14 protein-coding genes and 1 tRNA gene are annotated in these 17829 nt (G+C 51.9%); 10 read left to right on the forward strand and 5 right to left on the reverse strand.

What is annotated here, in order from left to right; translation table 11 throughout:
* Both AACZ40_RS15075 and AACZ40_RS15080 read right to left on the reverse strand, forming a co-directional pair.
* Positions 1-652, reverse strand: a 652-nt coding sequence (locus tag AACZ40_RS15075; protein WP_339674873.1) for a PQQ-binding-like beta-propeller repeat protein, incomplete at its 3' end; no start/stop codon positions are given.
* Between the two features lie 77 nt (positions 653-729).
* Entirely contained in the window at positions 730-1725 is a 996-nt protein-coding gene (locus AACZ40_RS15080; RefSeq protein WP_291179785.1) for an NAD(P)H-dependent glycerol-3-phosphate dehydrogenase, read from the reverse strand.
* Positions 1726-2109: 384 nt separating this feature from the next.
* On the opposite strand from AACZ40_RS15080, the gene AACZ40_RS15085 reads away from it, so the two are divergent.
* The 10 genes from AACZ40_RS15085 (at position 2110) to AACZ40_RS15130 (ending at position 12263) form a co-directional block, all read left to right on the forward strand.
* Positions 2110-2349 (forward strand): hypothetical protein, encoded by a 240-nt coding sequence (locus AACZ40_RS15085; RefSeq protein ID WP_291179782.1) that lies wholly within the window; start codon positions 2110-2112, stop codon positions 2347-2349.
* A 561-nt stretch (positions 2350-2910) separates the two neighbouring features.
* On the forward strand, positions 2911-4080 hold the full coding sequence (locus AACZ40_RS15090) for a hypothetical protein (protein ID WP_291179779.1): 1170 nt from the start codon (positions 2911-2913) through the stop codon (positions 4078-4080).
* A gap of 104 nt (positions 4081-4184) precedes the next feature.
* Positions 4185-4931, forward strand: a complete 747-nt coding sequence (locus AACZ40_RS15095; protein WP_291179777.1) for an NTP transferase domain-containing protein — start codon at positions 4185-4187, stop codon at positions 4929-4931.
* Between the two features lie 229 nt (positions 4932-5160).
* On the forward strand, positions 5161-6108 hold the full coding sequence (locus tag AACZ40_RS15100) for a ribose-phosphate pyrophosphokinase (RefSeq protein WP_145230596.1): 948 nt from the start codon (positions 5161-5163) through the stop codon (positions 6106-6108).
* Between the two features lie 56 nt (positions 6109-6164).
* Positions 6165-6665, forward strand: coding sequence for a hypothetical protein (locus tag AACZ40_RS15105; RefSeq protein WP_291179771.1), 501 nt, complete (start codon positions 6165-6167; stop codon positions 6663-6665).
* 19 nt (positions 6666-6684) lie between these two features.
* Positions 6685-7602, forward strand: a complete 918-nt coding sequence (locus AACZ40_RS15110) for an SDR family oxidoreductase (protein ID WP_291179768.1) — start codon at positions 6685-6687, stop codon at positions 7600-7602.
* 136 nt (positions 7603-7738) lie between these two features.
* A complete protein-coding gene (gene aroA / locus AACZ40_RS15115) occupies positions 7739-9025 on the forward strand; it encodes a 3-phosphoshikimate 1-carboxyvinyltransferase (protein WP_291179765.1) in 1287 nt (428 codons plus the stop codon).
* A complete protein-coding gene (gene rsmB / locus AACZ40_RS15120; RefSeq protein WP_291179762.1) occupies positions 9007-10440 on the forward strand; it encodes a 16S rRNA (cytosine(967)-C(5))-methyltransferase RsmB in 1434 nt (477 codons plus the stop codon). Before aroA ends, rsmB begins: the two co-directional genes overlap by 19 nt.
* 213 nt (positions 10441-10653) lie before the next feature.
* The gene (locus AACZ40_RS15125; RefSeq protein ID WP_291179759.1) at positions 10654-11979 is read left to right on the forward strand and encodes a DNA-directed RNA polymerase subunit alpha C-terminal domain-containing protein; all 1326 of its coding nucleotides are present in this window, start codon (positions 10654-10656) and stop codon (positions 11977-11979) included.
* Positions 11980-12192: 213 nt separating this feature from the next.
* Positions 12193-12263 (forward strand) — tRNA-Gln (locus AACZ40_RS15130).
* A 70-nt stretch (positions 12264-12333) separates the two neighbouring features.
* Here the strand turns inward: AACZ40_RS15130 and argS are convergent.
* From argS to AACZ40_RS15145, 3 genes are all read right to left on the reverse strand, one after another.
* Complete coding sequence (gene argS, locus AACZ40_RS15135; RefSeq protein ID WP_291179756.1) at positions 12334-14298, reverse strand: arginine--tRNA ligase; 1965 nt, start codon at positions 14296-14298, stop codon at positions 12334-12336.
* Between the two features lie 117 nt (positions 14299-14415).
* Positions 14416-14817, reverse strand: a complete 402-nt coding sequence (gene rsfS / locus AACZ40_RS15140; RefSeq protein ID WP_339674892.1) for a ribosome silencing factor — start codon at positions 14815-14817, stop codon at positions 14416-14418.
* A 121-nt stretch (positions 14818-14938) separates the two neighbouring features.
* Positions 14939-17551 (reverse strand): sodium-translocating pyrophosphatase, encoded by a 2613-nt coding sequence (locus AACZ40_RS15145; protein ID WP_291179753.1) that lies wholly within the window; start codon positions 17549-17551, stop codon positions 14939-14941.
* Positions 17552-17829: the final 278 nt, after the last annotated feature.

The raw sequence follows: 17829 nt of genomic DNA on the forward strand, positions 1-17829 counted from the left end.
TCTCAGCAGGGAGCTTTCGATTCTGTTTCCAGACTTCTTTGCCGGTCTGTTTATCAAAGGCGACCACATAAGAAGGGCCTTTGGTCATGCAGGTGACAAACAGCAGGTCACCCCACAGGCGGGGCGTGGAACCCATGCCGAAGGTGATGTCGTATGCGCCGTAGTCTTTCACCAGATCCCGTTTCCAGGCGATTTCGCCCGATTCCACATCCAGGCAGACCAGTAACCCTGATCCGAAGAAAGCCCAGACATGTTCCGCATCAGAAATCGGGCAGGGCGTGGCTGCGTTGTGTCGATGTGCCCAGAGATTCCGGGGACCAGGTGCCGCCAGGGAACCCGTTCCCACTTTGACTTTCCGAATCTGTTGTCCACTCTTGCGATCGAATGACAGGATCCAGAGTCCGTCATCATCCGTTTTTGTTGTGATGTCGACCCGGTTGTCTGTGATGGCAGGAGAAGAATTCGCACGGCCAGGCAAGGCAGCCGACCAGAGAATGCCCTGTTCTGCAGACCATTTTTCCGGCAGATTCTTTTCCACTGAGACGCCGCTTCCGCTGGCACCACGAAACTGAGGCCAGGTATCTGCCTGAGAAATATCGGGGATCAAAAAAAGGAACAGGCAAATTGTGAATGTCAGTCCTGAAAATCGCATCGTATACTCCGAAGGGAATTGATAGTGAAAATCGAGTCGCTTGAACCGGGGATCAATGAGAAAAAAACTATGATAGCCTACTCTTCCCGCTGCGGACGCGTCATCAGGGTCTGCGTAGCCGCTTCCGGTGACTTGCCTTCAAACAGCACGCGGAAGATCTCGGTTGTGATCGGCATGTCCAGCCCTTTCGCTTCGGCCAGATCGTACACGCTGCGCGTTGTGTTCACACCTTCGGCAACGGCATCCATGCTGGAAATGATTTCCTCACGAGTTTCTCCCTGCCCCAGGCGTTCACCCAGGCTGCGGTTTCGTCCGAATGGGCTCATACAGGTTGTAATCAGGTCGCCCACACCAGCCAGTCCGGAAAACGTGGATGGCTCTGCACCATAGGCAGAACCGAATCGGTTCATCTCGACCAGACCTCGAGTCATGATCGCGGATTTGGCATTGTCACCATATTTACCACCATCACAGATTCCCGCGGCAATGGCAATCACATTTTTCAAAGCGCCTGCCAGTTCGACACCAACGATATCCACGTTCGTATAAACGCGAAACCGGTCTGTGCTGAACAGCTTCTGGGTCTGCTTGGCTAGCTGAATATCACCACTGGCGGCAACCACACTGGCGGGCAGGCGGCGGGCGATTTCTTCTGCATGGCTGGGACCGCCCAGCGCGACAACAGGGCGGGGACCGAGTACGTCGGCGATGATTTCGCTGGGACGAAAAAACGTTTCCTGTTCAATCCCTTTGATCACACTGATAACCGGCGAAACATTTTTTATATGAGGCGCCAGCTTCGTCAGTGCCTGTCTGAGGAATTCGGTCGGGATCGCCACCACCAGAAAATCGGCATCCGCCACAGCTTCATCCACATCAGAGGTGACCTGGATTGATTCAGCCAGGGGGACTCCGGGTAACAGCCTTTTGTTTTCCCGGTTCTTCTGCATATCTGCTGCCACTTCCGGTTTGCGGACCCACATGGAAACTGCAATGTCGGAAGATTCGCTGAGGAGTGTAGCGCAGGCAGTTGCCATACCACCGCCACCCAGGATTGCCACTTTTGTATCCATAAAACCTAGATCTTTCCTGTCAGAGAATGAAATTCAGTCGTCATTATTATTGCTGCTAATCCCTCCTGACATGTGCTGCATGACAGGCAGAATACCTATGATCGTAATACCTGTAATATAACGAGAAATGCCGTGTAAGCCAAAGAAGACGTACAGATCCGCCGATTCTATTTTTGACAGGAATCTTCCGGGCCGAGATTGACTCCCCATTTTGCCTGCAAAAACGTGTTTTCCAAACACCTCTTAAAATTCTCATAATCGGAACAGTAGATATTATTGACAGCGGATGACAGAAATAACCGCTGCAGATATCAAATTATCACACATTACCAGTAATCGTAACCTAGGGTTTGGCTGGTAAGTCAGTCTTCAAGGAGCAATCTCATGAAACAGGTCACCGATCAACAGTCCGCTACTTTCCAGGATCGCCGTCAAAGCCGGGACGACAGTCGTCCGGACGGAGTGAGTGAACGACGTCAGTTCAGTAATTCCTACAACTCCGAAAATCAGGATGTGAATGAACTGGCACAAGCGATCGACCAGTACAAATTACTTCATCGACGTCGCTTTATCACGTTTGAAGAACTGCATTCCGTGGTCACGAGTCTGGGTTATCATAAATAACCGAACTTAGAGACACTGCATTTCAACTCTGACAGAAACTCCTCTGTGTACTCCAGAGAGGCTTGTCTGTCAGAGATCAGGCCCGGACAGTCTGCCTGCGTTACAGATCCCCGGGATCGCAGTTGACCGGCAGACGGTTGTAGCCAGAGACGGCAGATCTGAATTTCCTGCGTTACCTGAACTCATTCAGGAACGGGAAAATGCAGATTAACCGGGGAAAACGATCTCGCGGCAGATTTCATTTTGATCCATTTCCCCTCCCACTCCGTAAGACGCTTACGACGCGGGTTTTGCGTTCCCATCTTTCCTCAGATTTCACTGTGCCCCCGTTCTAGCGAGCGGAAAATTTCTCAGGAAATTCTCTGGGAAATTCAAACATTTCCTCAAGTTTACTCCTGAATGCCTGCAGATTGCTGTTGACCTAATCGCCTGCATTTGGAAAATCACCTCACTAAATCACCCCCACACAGAAGAGTTGAGCCACAGCGTGTTGCTGACTCCCCATTCAGACAGAGCACTTCTGCTCGTAAACTGATTAATCCTATATTTGCAGGTCGAACATTGAAAGCTTCCCTTCTTTGTCTTGCCATTGTTTTCTCCGCCAGCGTCAACCTGAATGCGGCTGAAATCACTACTCTTTATACGCCCGCAGAAGACTTTGAGGCTGTAATTCGCGGTCAAAGTCCGCCGCCCACCTATGAAGAGACGGCCCCGTATGGCACCACAATGCCTCCCAATGGCGGTCAGTATAATGGTGGTCAGTTTATTGACCCGAATGCGCAGCCCTTTGATCCCAATATGGCTGGTGGCAATCTGTATGGTGCACCTCAACAGGGATACGATCCCTTTTTGACTCCCGGTGCCGGCGTCGATCCGTATGGCGCACAGGGTATGCCCGGCGGCAGTTATCCTGCAGGTATCAATGGTCCCCAGCCTTACCGTTTCGGCTGGTCTTCGAAATTTGAAGTCGGCTTTTTACCGAAGGTGTCAACCGATATTCAACCAGGGGGAGCAGATGGTGGAAACTTTGGCGTGTTCGAAACAGACGTTGATTTGCAGTATACAACTCCCACCCGGAATGGCTGGATTTTCACAGCGACTCCCGAGTTTGATTACCGAGGCTGGGATGGTCCCCAGTTCGTCTCGTTACCAGGGGCAGGGTACCGTTTCGGCAGTGATTTCCAGATGTCAACACCCGCCAATGGTCTGTGGAGTGTACAGTTAGGCTTCACACCTGCTCTGGCTACAGACTTTGGTAATAGCCTGAGTTCGGATGCCTGGCAGTTTGACGCTCGTGTGGTTCTGTTCTTCCGACCTTCTGAGACCTGGATGTTTGCCGCTGGTGCCGCTTATTGGGACCGGATGAAAGATTATGTCATTCCTTATGCCGGTATCGTCTGGACTCCCAATGACCTGTGGGAAATTCGAGCCATGTTCCCCAAGGCACGCGTCAGTCGCTTCCTGGGTAACGTAGGCGATAAAAGTGTCTGGCTGTATGGTTCTTTCGAGTACGACATCGAAGCATTCCAAGTCGATCGGGCCGGCATACCTGGCCGTGATCAGGTCGAATTCAAAGACTACGTCATGATGCTCGGTTTGCGAGGCGACAACGGCTGCATGTCCCTGTTCCTCGAAGCAGGTGGTATCTTGAAACGTGAAGCCGACTTCAAAAGTGGTGGCGGATTTGATATCAATGATGGATTCATCGCCCGCTTTGGTATGCAGTTTTAATCGTAACGCTCAAATCATGCTGAGTGACATACCAACAACTTCCCGTGGTCATGTCACACTGCCAGTCGCGTTCCCGTTGAACTGCTGAGAAAAGGAAATCCACCGTGACTCGTCCAGCCGCTGTGATTCTTGCCGCCGGAAAAAGTACGCGGATGCAGTCAGAGCTTCCGAAAGTTCTGCACCCGGTTCTGGGGCGTCCGATGATTGAATATGTACTGGATGCCGCCCGTGCTGCGAACTGTGAAAAACTGGTTGTCATCGTCGGGCACAAAGCAGATGAAGTCAAAGCGGCACTTGCCCATCACAGCGATATCGAATTTGCGCTGCAGTCAGAGCAGAAAGGGACCGGACACGCCGTCATGATGAGCGCTGAAAACCTGGCGGACCATGATGGTCCCGTGCTGGTTTTAGCCGGTGACACTCCCCTGTTGAAAGGCAGTTCGCTCTCCAAATTACTCGACCTGCAAAAAGAGAATCAGGCGGCCTGTGTTGTGGGCACAGCAATTACCGAGGCCAATCATGGTCTGGGGCGGATTGTCCGTGATTCTTCCGCACAGTTTCTGCGAATTGTAGAACAGAAAGATGCCACCCCCGAAGAAGCAGCGATTGAAGAGATCAATACTGGCTGCTTCGCGTTCGACGGACATCAGCTGTTCAGCGCGTTACAGCAGTTGAAGCCTGATAACAGTCAGGCGGAGTATTATCTGACCGACTGCGCCGAGATTCTGTTGAAGGCTGGTCAGACGGTATTGGCTGATCCCGTGTTTGATATCCAGGAAGCCATGGGCGTGAATACACAGGAGCAGCTCGCCGAAGTGGCTGAGATTCTGCAACGTGAGTCTGTGGAATAAGTCTGTGGAATAATTGACAGGGTTTCCCCTGCTTCTGCTTTCGTCAATGCCAGTAAAAAAAGTCTGTACTTTGGCATTTGAGACGTTTCGTACGAAATCGAAAGCTCATGCTTGACATCTTGCACTCGATAAGCGTGAATAGGGATGTAGGCTGGATCGCTTGTGTCTGGCATCGCTCACTTTTGTTCCCGCTACTCTATGTATTGCATAATTGCAGGCATCGTTTTAAATGTATGATCATCTGACTCTTCTCAGTGGACGAGCTCATCCCCAGCTGGCCGGAGAAATCGCAGAATATCTGGGAATTCGTCTGGCTTCCGTTGAATTATCCAATTTCCCTGATGGTGAAATCAGTCTGAAACTCAACCAGAATGTCCGCGGGCGTGACGTGTTTATCGTCCAGCCGACCTCGCCTCCTGTGAATGATAATCTGATGGAACTGCTGATTCTGATGGACGCCTGTCGGCGTGCCAGTGCAGAACGCATTACAGCCGTCATTCCCTATTTTGGCTATGCCCGGCAGGACCGTAAAGACTCGGGGCGGGTGCCCATTACCTCCAAGCTGGTGGCAAACCTGATCAACGAAGCAGGCGCGGATCGGGTGCTGGCAATGGATCTGCATGCAGCACAGATTCAGGGCTTTTTTGATACCCCGGTCGACCATTTGTATGCGGCACCAATTCTTGACCGTTATTTCCGCTCATTGAATATTCCCGACAAAGACCTCGTGGTCGTCAGCCCGGATGAGGGGAGTATCAAGCGAACCCTGCAGCATAACAACAATATTGGGGGCACCCTGGCTATTGTTGATAAACGCCGCAAAAATGCCATTGAAACCCAGCAGGCAAATATTATCGGCGGGCCGATTGAAGGCAAAGTGGCACTCCTGTTTGACGACATGATCTCGACCGGCGGTTCGATTGTCGGCGCGGTCAATGTGGTCAAAGAGCATGGCGCGAAAGAAATCTATGTAGGAGCCTCGCATGCTGTCTTCTGCGGACCTGCCATCAAACTGCTGAGTGAAGCCCCTATTAAAGAAATCGTGGTGACCAACAGCCTGCCGATTCCCGATCAGGACAAACTTTCCAACTTGAGAACGATTTCCATCGCTCCGCTGCTGGGTGAAGCCATTCGCCGCATTCACCGCAACGAATCGGTCAGTCACCTGTTCGACTGATTTCCCGGGTGAACCGAAAAGTGTCTGGTGGGATTCGATTCAGAAAAGAGACGGATATGGCGCTGCATGAACAGGACCGCGAAGACCTGATGCGGGAAGCGACGGCTTTGTTCCCACGGGCTGAATTTCAGTTGAAACACTTAGAAGAACCCCTGTTCTGGGGAGAGAAGAAAAACGGCCATTTTTCCTTCTACTTCGGCAGTGACCCCGTTTATCAGTTCGATCAGAACGCATTTCTGCGTCGTGCCTTTATCAACGGACAGCTTTACCGCACCCAGGGAAATACACTGGCCCGGTTGACAAAGAGCCATAACTCAGAAGAATCTGTACTGTTGCGATATGATCTGACAGAAAGCGAACTCACTGCCTGTCTGCAGAAAATGACCAGGTGGTTTCAGGAACTGGATCTCGTCTGGCAGGATCCTCAGAAAGTTCAAATGGTACAGTCGTTAGCAGAAAGCTCTGATTCAGAATTACGCATTCTGATCCACAATCAGATCAGGCAGATCCTGCAGCATTCTGAGCAACTCGCGCCACGGATTCGCGGAAAACGCTGAAAGAGAAAATGGTGAAACAATGCGAAAACTGATTATTGGTTGCGGCTATGTCGGGCTGACCGTCGCACAGGAATGGGTGAAGCAGGGGCATCAGGTCTCTGCTTTGACACGCTCGGAAAACAACGCAGAAAAATTCCTGTCAGCAGGCATTCAACCTGTGCTGGGAGATATTACACAGCCGGAATCACTGGAGAGTCTGCCGGAATCGGATACCGTACTCTACGCCGTCGGCTTTGATCGTTCTTCAGACAAATCCCGGCATGAGATTTATGTCACCGGCCTGGAATCTGCTTTGAAAGTTCTCAAACAGCGGACTCAAAAAGTGATTTATCTCTCCAGCACCAGTGTATACGGTCAGACTGCCGGCGAGTGGGTCGATGAATCGTCGGTCTGTGAACCAGAGCGGGAGAACGGCCAGGTTTGTCTGGAAGCAGAGCAACTGTTTGATCAGCACGGTTTTCTGTCGACATCTTCAACACAATCCGCGGCAGCCAGAGCGGTCATTCTCAGATTGGCGGGCATTTATGGACCAGGTAGATTACTGGCTCGGATGGAACAGATCAGAGCGGGAGAACCCCTGGCAGGTCATCCCGATGCCTGGCTCAACCTGATTCATCTGGCAGATATTGTCCAGACAGTCCTCAAGATTGATACGAACATCCACCTGTATGACCGCTATCTGGTCAGCGACTCCCGCCCGATTACCAGGTGGGAATATTACGAGACTCTCGCTCGACTTCTGAAGGCACCTGAGCCCCGGTTTGAGTCGACTGTTCCGGGAGAAATCAGCAGAAAATCGACGCGTTTCAACAGTACCGAGCGTGCCGCGGGACTTAATAAACGCTGTAATAATAAAAGGTTACGGGAAGAGCTGGGGGTCTCATTGACGTTTCCCACAATCGCAGAAGGGCTTCCGGATGCGATTGAAAATGGCTGAGGGAGCGTTTCCCTGCTTGCTGCTCACTTTTGGTTTGATTGTCAAGTGTGTATGCTGTGTCATAACTGTAGGCATGAAACTGTTTTCGGTTCAAGCCGTTACTGAAGCTCCCGGAATATTTGATTACGCTTAACTTATGGCAAAAACTTACGAAGTCACTCCGGTTTCGGGTCCCATTCAGGGCACCGTCAGACCACCCGGTTCCAAAAGTATTACCAATCGCGCACTGATTGTCGCTGCACTGGCGCAAGGCACGACTCATCTCACAGGAGTTCTGGACAGTCAGGATACACAGGTGATGATCGAGAGTCTGAATCGCCTGGGAATCAGAGTCGATCACGATCCGAATACCTGTTCCATCGAAGTGGAAGGCTGTGGAGGAAAAATTCCCCGCAAGGAAGCCTCGCTCTGGCTGGAAAACAGTGGAACCAGTATTCGCTTTCTCACCGCGCTGTGTGCTGCCGGAGAAGGGGAGTTCGTACTGGATGGTAATGCGCGAATGCAGCAGCGTCCCATTCGGGACCTGGTGAACTCGCTCAAACAGCTGGGCGTCGATGTGGAGTGCAAAGAGGAAACAGGCTGTCCTCCCGTATGTGTGAAAGCCCGCGGCTTGAGCGGGGGGGAAACGTCCATTGCAGGAAATGTTTCCAGCCAGTATTTAAGCGCGCTGCTCATGGTGGCTCCTGCGGCCCAGAGCGCGATTACCATCAACATCCAGGGAGAAATGGTTTCCAGACCCTACCTTGATATTACCCTGGGGGTCATGGCCCAGTTTGGTGTGACCATCGATCGAATCCAGGAGTCGCTCTGGAGGATCCAGCCACAAACATATCAGCGCCCCGTTGCCTATGACATTGAACCAGATGCTTCTGCCGCCAGCTATTTTTTTGCTGCGGCTGCCATCACCGGGGGCCGGGTCACCGTGGATGGATTAAACCAGGATGCCTTACAGGGAGATATCAATTTCATCCGGGTTCTCGAAGACATGGGCTGTGAAATCAAACGGGAACGCAACAGCATCACCGTGCAGGGAAAACCGTTGCGTGGAATTGATGTCGACATGAATGATATCAGTGATACCGCACAGACACTCGCCGCAGTAGCGCTGTTTGCGGAAGGCTCGACTACCATTCGCAATGTAGGGCATATTCGACATAAAGAAACTGACCGCCTGAGCGCGATCGCCACTGAAATTAAACGCCTGGGGATCCAGGTAGAAGAAACGGAAGATTCGGTCACGATTCATCCCGGCACGATTCAACCTGCGACCATTGAAACTTATGATGATCATCGTATGGCGATGAGCTTCGCCCTCGTCGGTTTGAAAGTTCCCGGAATCGTGATTTCTGACCCGGATTGTACCATCAAAACCTATCCCCGGTTCTTTGCAGACCTGGAACAGCTGTGCGGTCAGTCATTGTGAAAAAGAAAAACGTCTGGCAGCAGAACGCAGCCGCGGCAGAAGCGGATGAATTACCGATCCCGCAATATTTTCGCTCGGCGCGGGAACTGGCTTTTTTCCTGGTGGAAGAATATCGTCGCAGCGATCAGTTTCTCTCTGATTCCATGCAGCAGTGGGAACGACGCATCGATCTCTCTTCCCAGGACTGGCGACTGGCAATGGAGATCAGTATCGGCGTGGTTCGCAGGCAGTTGACGCTGGATACCATTATTGAAAGTCAGTTGACCCGGCCCCGCGAAAAAGTCGAAGCACCGCTCTGGACGTTGCTGCAGATTGGCGTCTATCAACTGGTGATGCTGGACCAGATTCCCGATCATGCAGCTGTTTCCGAAACAGTAGAACTGGCCGGAAAACTGCATCGCGTACGCTGGAAAAAAATGGTGAATGCCATCCTGCGATCAATTACCCGTTTAACAACTGATGAACAGGCATCGGCACCACAATCCAATGCGATTCCGCTCAGTGCAGACCGCTATCGCTGTTTCTCGATTGGCCTGTTTCCCAGTCCTGCTGCTGATCCCGCCGGCTATCTTGCGAAGGCTTTCAGTTTTCCGCAGCCGATCATGACAGACTGGCTGGCACGTTTTGGTCTGCAGCAGACCATGCAGATGGCCCAGTGGTTCAATCAACGTAATAAGCTTTATCTGCGTATCAATCAGTTACAGACCACCCGCGAAGATCTGCTGGCGGAACTGCAATCAGAGGGGATACAGGTCAGCCCGGGAGATGAGCCCCAGGCAATCCGGCTGGAAGAACCCGTGGCGATCGAAAATCTCGTGGGATTTTCTGCCGGGAAATTTACGATTCAGGATCAGTCAGCCATGGCAGCGGGAAACCTGCTGAATCCACAACCGGAAGAAACCGTCTGGGATATGTGTGCGGCACCGGGAACGAAAACAACCCATCTGGCCGAATTGATGTTTAACCGGGGAACACTGGTCGCCACTGATGTTTCCTATGACAGGCTGGAGAAAATAGAACAGAATGCCTCGCGACTGGGGCTGACCTGCATCGAGACGCAACTGGTGAATCAAAGTGAAACCACGTTGTCGGAAGTGCAGTTCGATGCCATTCTGGTCGATGCCCCCTGTTCGAATTCCGGCGTACTGGGAAAACGTCCCGAAGCCCGCTGGCGACTGGACGAGGTTTCTTTGAAAGAACTGAATCAGATCCAGCGTGAACTGTTAGAGCGGGCATTTCGGTATTTAAAGCCCGCAGGCAGGCTCGTTTATTCGACCTGTTCGTTTGATCCACGAGAAAATGAAGAGCTGCTGCAGGAAGTACTGCAGCATTATCCCGACCGCAAAATTGTCCAGGAAAATCGCCATATCCCCGGCTGTCCCTGCGATGGTGGTTATCAGGCATTGATTCAGTAAACGCCAGTATGTGTTGTTGTGTGTACTTTTTTATCGAATGTAGGGAATCAGGAAGGTATTGACAGCCCGAAAACAGGCGAAACAGGCCTTAATGGTTGCCGTTTCCCTAAACAGATTGTAAGATTCGGGTTTATGAAATTTGGCAATAGCCTGTATGAATAAAACCTATTGTCTGCTTCCATCTGCGCGCCTGCTGCAATAAAGGAAAATAGTGTGAGTGTCGACGAATTAATTGACGTAAAAAGTGTGTTGCAAAGCTCTGAAAGTGTAGGCTACTCGGACATAGAGCGATTGTCACAGATTGTCTGCTCTGACCAGGTTTCAGAGTTGAACAACGAAGTGCAGACGCTGGTCCGAAGTATTTCAGAAGGCCAGGCTTCAGCCGGACTGAGTGCACGGGCTGGTATTGCCCTGCATCTGCTGGGAAAACACAAAGAAGCAGTCACTCAACTGGAAAAAGCGCAGGACAACGCGACCGCCTGTTTTTACCAGGCCGTTTCACTGATCGCTTTGAAGCGATATGCCGAAGCAGATCAGAAGCTGGAAGCAGCAGCCAAGCTGGGATATGACTCCATTGAATGTTCTCTGCGTCGCGCAGAAACTCTGCGTCTGGTTAGAAAACTGGATGAGGCAGAATCAGTTCTGGGAACCATTTCCAAAGAAGCTGCCGGGCGTGCAGAATATTCGTTCCAGATGGGATGTATTCGCTCAGACCGCGGCGATCTGTATGGGGCCATCGAATACTTCGAACGTGCCGTCGACATGGATCCACGCCACTCACGAGCCATTTTCCGCCTGGCCGGAGAAAATGCTTCTCGTGGAAACGATGAAGATGCGATTCGCCTGTATGAGCAGTCACTCTCCAGCCCGCCGTTTTACCTGGGCGCAATCCTGAATCTGGGGCTGTTGTATGAGGATATGGAAAACTATCCCGCAGCTGCCTTCTGTTTCCGTCGTATTCTGGAAGCAGATCCCACGAACGAAATGGCGGCGATGTACCTCAAGGACATCGAAGCTGCCGACAACATGTATTACGATGAAGAGACAGCCCGCAACGAAGCCCGTATGAAACAGCTGCTGGATCGTCCGGTCACAGACTTCGAACTGTCAGTCCGCAGCCGCAACTGTCTGCATGCGATGGATATCCATACGCTGGGTGATCTGACACGTGTCAGCGAAAATGATCTGCTGGCTGGTAAGAACTTCGGCCAGACATCACTCGATGAAATTCGCGAGATGCTGTCTTCATTTGGCCTGCACATCGGCCAGAACCTGCACGAATCATTGGGGAGCGAAGGCGGTTACGCTGCTCTGCCTCCCGAACTGGCAGACAACCCTGCTACCGAAAAACCAATCTCTGATCTGGGACTTTCTGTTCGTTCGAGAAAATGCATGTCCCGCCTGGGGATCGGCACTATCGGCGAGCTGTTGCGTCGCAGCCCGGATGAGCTGCTGGCCAGCCGTAACTTCGGCGTGACTTCGCTCAACGAAATCCGGGAAAAACTGACCGAGATGAACCTCAAACTGCGAAACGACTAGAACGCAGGTGGTACACAGTAACTTCTGGAACAGCGGGTTGTGTCAGCAGGCAAAGACACAATCCGCGTTCTGTGAATTTCAAAGATGCGGATTTTCTCTCAGAGAAACTCTTGCCAGAAGTTGAGAGATTCAATACACTTCCTTCGCCGGGCAGCACTGGGAGACCAGTGAACCCGAGTTGAGCTACTGTGTCTAAAAAAACAGCATTTACATTACCCGGTAGTGTAATGGTAGCACAACAGATTTTGATTCTGTTAGTCAAGGTTCGAGCCCTTGCCGGGTAATATTCAATAAAAAAACGCATTCCAGTTCGGGATGCGTTTTTTTTGTTGCCTGTTGAATCCGTTGAGCAAATTACATCCGTTCGCAGGTTTTAATACCCAGCAGAGACAGGCCATGTTCTATGACCCGGGCCGTTAAATCGCAGAGCAGCAGTCGGCTGGTTTTGACCTCTTCCTGTTCCGCCTTCAGTACCGGACAGTTGTTGTAGAACGTGCTGAACAGGTTTGAAAGTTCGAACAGATAATTCGTCAGGTAGTTCGGACGTGCTTCGATCGCCACGCTCTCCAGAATTTCCGAGTAGCGGTTGATCTGTAAAGCCAGGGCCCGCTCACTTGCGTCAACCAGGCTCAGTGCAGCCTGCTGGTCTCGCAATGCGATCCGGTCGATCTGACCTTTGCGGAAGATGCCACAGACTCGAGCATAGGCATACTGCATATAGGTTGCGGTATCACCCCGGTTAGCCAGCATTTTGTCCCAGTCGAACATGTAGTCGCTGTCCCGGTTGTGTTTCAGGTCGGCATATTTGATGCCTCCCAGGCCGACAACCTCTGAGATCTGACGACGTTCTGTTTCACTGAGTTCCGGGCCATCGGGTTTCGCCTCATCATTTTCCACCACAATGGCATATGCCCGTTGGATGGATTCATCCAGCAGGCTTTCCAGACCGACATTATCTCCTGCGCGTGTTTTCAGGGGGCGTTTATTCTCGCCCAGCACGGAACCGAAGCTGACATGCTGCAGTTCCAGATCAGCATATCCCCATTCTTTTACAGTGGCAAACAGCAACTGGAAGTGCTCACTCTGTCGCGAGTCGACTACGTAGAGCACCCGGTCTGCTTTCAGCTCTTCCACCCGGTATTTAATCGTCGCCAGATCTGTTGTGGCATAGGTAAACGCGCCATCCTGTTTCTGAATCATGAATGGCGATTTAAAGCCATCTATAAAAACGCAGATCGCGCCCTGGCTCTCTTCGGCCAGTCCCCGCTCTTTAAGATCGGCGACCACATCAGCCAGCATGGGATTGTAATAGCTTTCCCCCAGGGACATGTCAAAGTGAATGTCCAGCCGGTCATAGACGGTCTGGATTGCATCCAGGCATTGAGGTAGAAACTGTTTCCACAACTCCAGGTTATCGGCGTCTCCCGCATGCAGTCGTGCCGTCTCTTCCCGTGCCTGTCGGGCAATATCGGGAAACGCGGTCGCTTTGCTGTGCAGGTCTTCGTTCTGCTCCAGCAGTGTCTGTTTCTCCTGCATCTCCTGCAGTTCCGACTTTCGTTCGGCGAGATCGGATTTCAGTTTTTTGACTTCTTTCTGGATTTTTTTATTGGTGAGATCCGCAGATCCCTCCCGTGTTTTCAGCTTATCCGTGAGCTGTTCAATCTCAGCCTGCTGTCGAGGTATTTTGGTCTGGGTGGCATGGTAATCGGAGAGCTGATTGACCAGTCGATACAGCCGCGCGAGTTCATGTACCGGGTTTTGCTTAAAGCATTCCTGGTTCAGAAAATGTTTGTACCCGAAGATGATCATACCGAACTGGGTGCCCCAGTCGCCGATATGATTGTCCCCCACGACATCGTGTCCCAGGAATTTCAGAACCCGGTAATTGGCATCGCCGATCACGGTACTTCTTAAATGTCCCACATGCATTGGCTTGGCGACATTCGGGGCCGAAAAGTCCACGATGACTTTCTGAGGCGATTCTGCAGGCTTGACACCCAGGCGTTCATCCGCCACCAGGTTTTGGGTTTGGGTATTCAGCCAGTCTTGTTTGAGCCTGATATTGATAAAACCCGGCCCTGCAACTTCCAGGGGTTCACAGAAATCGGAGAGATCCACTTTTTCCACGATCTGTGACGCCAGCTCGCGTGGTTTCAAGTCGGGTATTCCGGCTGCCAGAGGCATGGCAAAATTGGCCTGATAATCACCAAATTTCGCATCCTGTGATGCTTTCAGCATTTCGATGACCGAAGAGGGGGCGTCTGTCCATTCGGTTAATACCGGTTCAAACCGACTTCGGAGTTCTGCGAGAATATTCATTGTGCATGCCCGGGGCAGAGACACCAGGCTCCTTGACTACTGGAAAGATACGGACATAGATTCATCTACGCCCAGAATACCGACTGTGAGCCGGGATTGGTAGAAACAGCGGTTCTGTCAGTGGGAATCCGCACGGAAAGACTTCCAGTCCACCTTTTTGGCGTCAGCCCAGAGGCGTTCGAGGTCGTACAGCTCCCGAGCTTCTTCTGTGAAGAGATGCAGGACGATATCTCCATAGTCTCCCAGAATCCAATCGCTGTCTTTGCCCTCAATGTTGCGTCGGCGTGTGCTCTCGCGTTTCATCAGTACGCGAATTTCCTCTGCAATCGCATTGCTTTGCCTCTGGTTGGATGCTGTTGCAATAATGAAATAGTCGAACAAGGGCGTGATTTTGGCGACATCGAGCACCACGATCTCTTTGCCCTTGAAGTCTTCACAGGTTTTTGCACACAGGCAGGCACGTTCCAGACTGGACGCACTTTCAATGGGATCAGATTGTTGAGAAGGTTCAGTGTTGATTTTGGTGACCTTTAGACTGTGTCCAGTTTTACCGTAGCTTCTCCAAGGCCAGTTGGACCGAGTATCAAAGATTGAGAGATGCTATGGTTAAATGTGATGCGCTCTAGCCTGTTTCAAATACTTAAAATAAATCTAGTGCGTATTGAATGATAAACCCGGCTATGACAACAGAAACCATACTCATCAGCTTGATCAGAATGTTCAGGCTCGGGCCGCTGGTATCTTTGAATGGATCACCAACGGTGTCACCGACTACTGTGGCTTTGTGCGCATCAGTTCCTTTGCCGCCATGTGCGCCTGCTTCGATATACTTTTTCGCATTATCCCAGGCGCCACCGGCATTAGCCATCATAATGGCAACTGCAAACCCGCTCGTCAAGGCTCCCACGAGAAGACCGACAACCCCGGGAACTCCCAGGATGACTCCCACGACGACTGGTGAAAGCAGCCCCAGCATCGCAGGCAGAATCATTTCCCGTTGTGCAGCTGCCGTACTGATCTCGACACACGCCGCATAATCCGGTTCGGCTTTATTCTCCATGATGCCTGCAATTTCCCGGAACTGGCGCCGCACTTCGTCGACCATGGCTCCTGCGGCCCGTCCGACCGCCTTCATGGTCATGGCACAGAACACAAAGGCCACCATGACACCAAAAAAGATTCCGACCAGGACTTTGGGATTCAACAGCGAGAAATTATAAAATCGAGAGAAGTCAGGCACCGTTGCCGATTTGACATCGACGCATTCTCCCCGATCCAGCAGTGCCGCAATATTCAGTCCGCGAATGATCGAGCCAATCGGGGCGCTGGTGATTTTTTCACGACCCGGCGTAATCTGAGCGACGTTCAATGCAGGGAACAGCAGATACCCCTGATTATTATGTGTCGCTTCCATTCCGTCTTTGCCGGGTGTCCGTAAGGCAATACAGTTCGAACTTAATTTCAGGGCGGAAGCATTGGTCATGTCGTCGGTAATGGTTTCCACAATCGCGGAATTCTCGACCCAGCGTTCAAAGCCGATACGAACTTCTTCGACATAAGCTGCCAGCAATGCCAGCGCAGTCAGGGCGGCTGAACCGATGGCAAATCCTTTCCCTGTGGCAGCCGTGGTGTTTCCCAGGCTGTCCAGGGCATCGGTTCGCTGACGGACATACGGTTCCTGTCTGCTCATTTCCGCATTACCACCAGCATTGTCGGCAATGGGACCATAGGCGTCTGTCGCCAGGGTAACACCGAGGGTGCTCAACATGCCCACGGCGGCAATCGCGACGCCATACAGGCCCATCGCGAAGATGGCGGAGTTGGCGAAATCGAATCCGGTACAAAGTCCAAACGCCAGGAGGATCGCCACGCCGATGACAACAATCGGGACCCAGACGCTGTAAAATCCTTCTGCGATCCCCGCGATAATCACAGTCGCCGGTCCGGTGGTGGACTGGTCTGCAATAAAGCGTGTGGGGCGGAATTCATCGCTGGTTGAATATTCGGTCCACTTCCCGATCAGCCAGCCGGCGACAAGTCCACAGACAATCGCACCGAAGACCCCAAACAGTTTGTTTCCAACCAGCAGGGGGGAATCCGCGGGGATCCCGGACGATTGAGACGGGATGACCAGCATGATCCAGACTAAAGCCAGTGCAGCGACAATGACGCCAATCGCACTGGTGTCAATTCCCTTCGCCAGCGCTTTCAGCAGGTTCTTCTGTGAAGCGCCTTCTTCGGTTCTCACCATGAAGATTCCGATAACGGACAGAAAGATTCCTACGGCTGCCAGGCACATCGGCAGGAGCAGACACATCATCTGCATCTTGGGATAGCCATGATAGGCGGCCACGCCCAGGGCACCACTGGCAAGGATTGATCCGCAGTAAGATTCGTAAAGGTCAGCTCCCATGCCTGCAACATCGCCGACATTATCGCCTACATTGTCGGCGATGGTCGCCGGGTTGCGGGGATCGTCTTCGGGAATACCTGCTTCCACCTTACCGACCAGGTCGGCACCCACGTCAGCCGCCTTGGTGAAGATGCCCCCACCGACGCGGGCAAACAGTGCCTGGCTGCTCGCACCCATTCCAAAACAGAGCATGGTCACCGTAATTTCGGCCAGAGGCATTTTGACGACCCAGTGCAGGACCCCGAACCAGAGTGTGATATCCAGGAGCCCCAGACCAACTACCACGAGACCCATCACGGCACCACTGCGGAAAGCGACCTGTAAGCCGCTGTTTAATGATTCCTTGGCAGCATGTGCGGTACGGGCACTGGCGAGTGTGGCAGTACGCATGCCGAACCAGCCTGCCAACGCAGAAAAGAAGCCTCCGGTTAAGAAGGCAAACGGCACCCAGTGTGACTGTGTTTTTAATCCAAACGCCATAAAGGCCAGCAGGGCACAGACGACGGCAAAAAAGATGGTGACCACTTTGAATTGCCGGTCCAGATACGCACGAGCGCCATCGCGGACATGCTCGGCAATTTTTCGCATCATCGGGTCGCCTTCATTCTGGCTGACCATCCAGCTGAAGAAGCGATAGGCGGTGAACAGGGCGAAAATCGCTCCTGCGATGGCAATACACCAGCTGATGATGACGGTCGAGCTATCAGCATGGACGACCAGATCGGAAGAAGCTTCGGCTGCCATCAGCGGGGCTGAATAAAAGAGTGCGGCGAAACTAGAGGTGATGAGAGTTGAGAGAAATCGTACGGGAGTGAGTCGAGCGCGGGGATAGAACCTCATCCTTAGAGTTAACTCCAATTAAATTAGCCGTTGTAAATCTTGATGTAAAACCTCAAAAATCTTATTTGATTCCGGGCAACAGTCAGCACGTTACTTGTATGCTCAAAAAATACGAAACGCATCTCTTAAAATGAAAGCATTGTTTGCCTGATTATCCTCGTTCCCAACAGTGTGAGAAATGCGATCGTAAACCTGGAAACACGCCTGTAAAACTCAAGAAAACTCTATCCGGGGAGTGTATCATCTGGGGTTCAGATTGCAATAACAGTAACTTAACA

Source organism: uncultured Gimesia sp., assembly GCF_963972345.1.
In the GTDB taxonomy this organism is placed as follows: Bacteria; Planctomycetota; Planctomycetia; order Planctomycetales; family Planctomycetaceae; genus Gimesia.

What these genes read in the sequence shown, in the direction of transcription:
- AACZ40_RS15080 (WP_291179785.1), bottom strand. Translation starts at nt 1,725, where the DNA reads ATGGATACAAAAGTGGCAATCCTGGGTGGCGGTGGTATGGCAACTGCC.
- AACZ40_RS15085 (WP_291179782.1), top strand. Translation starts at nt 2,110, where the DNA reads ATGAAACAGGTCACCGATCAACAGTCCGCTACTTTCCAGGATCGCCGT.
- AACZ40_RS15100 (WP_145230596.1), top strand. Translation starts at nt 5,161, where the DNA reads ATGTATGATCATCTGACTCTTCTCAGTGGACGAGCTCATCCCCAGCTG.
- AACZ40_RS15105 (WP_291179771.1), top strand. Translation starts at nt 6,165, where the DNA reads ATGGCGCTGCATGAACAGGACCGCGAAGACCTGATGCGGGAAGCGACG.
- AACZ40_RS15110 (WP_291179768.1), top strand. Translation starts at nt 6,685, where the DNA reads ATGCGAAAACTGATTATTGGTTGCGGCTATGTCGGGCTGACCGTCGCA.
- aroA (WP_291179765.1), top strand. Translation starts at nt 7,739, where the DNA reads ATGGCAAAAACTTACGAAGTCACTCCGGTTTCGGGTCCCATTCAGGGC.
- argS (WP_291179756.1), bottom strand. Translation starts at nt 14,298, where the DNA reads ATGAATATTCTCGCAGAACTCCGAAGTCGGTTTGAACCGGTATTAACC.
- AACZ40_RS15145 (WP_291179753.1), bottom strand. Translation starts at nt 17,551, where the DNA reads ATGAGGTTCTATCCCCGCGCTCGACTCACTCCCGTACGATTTCTCTCA.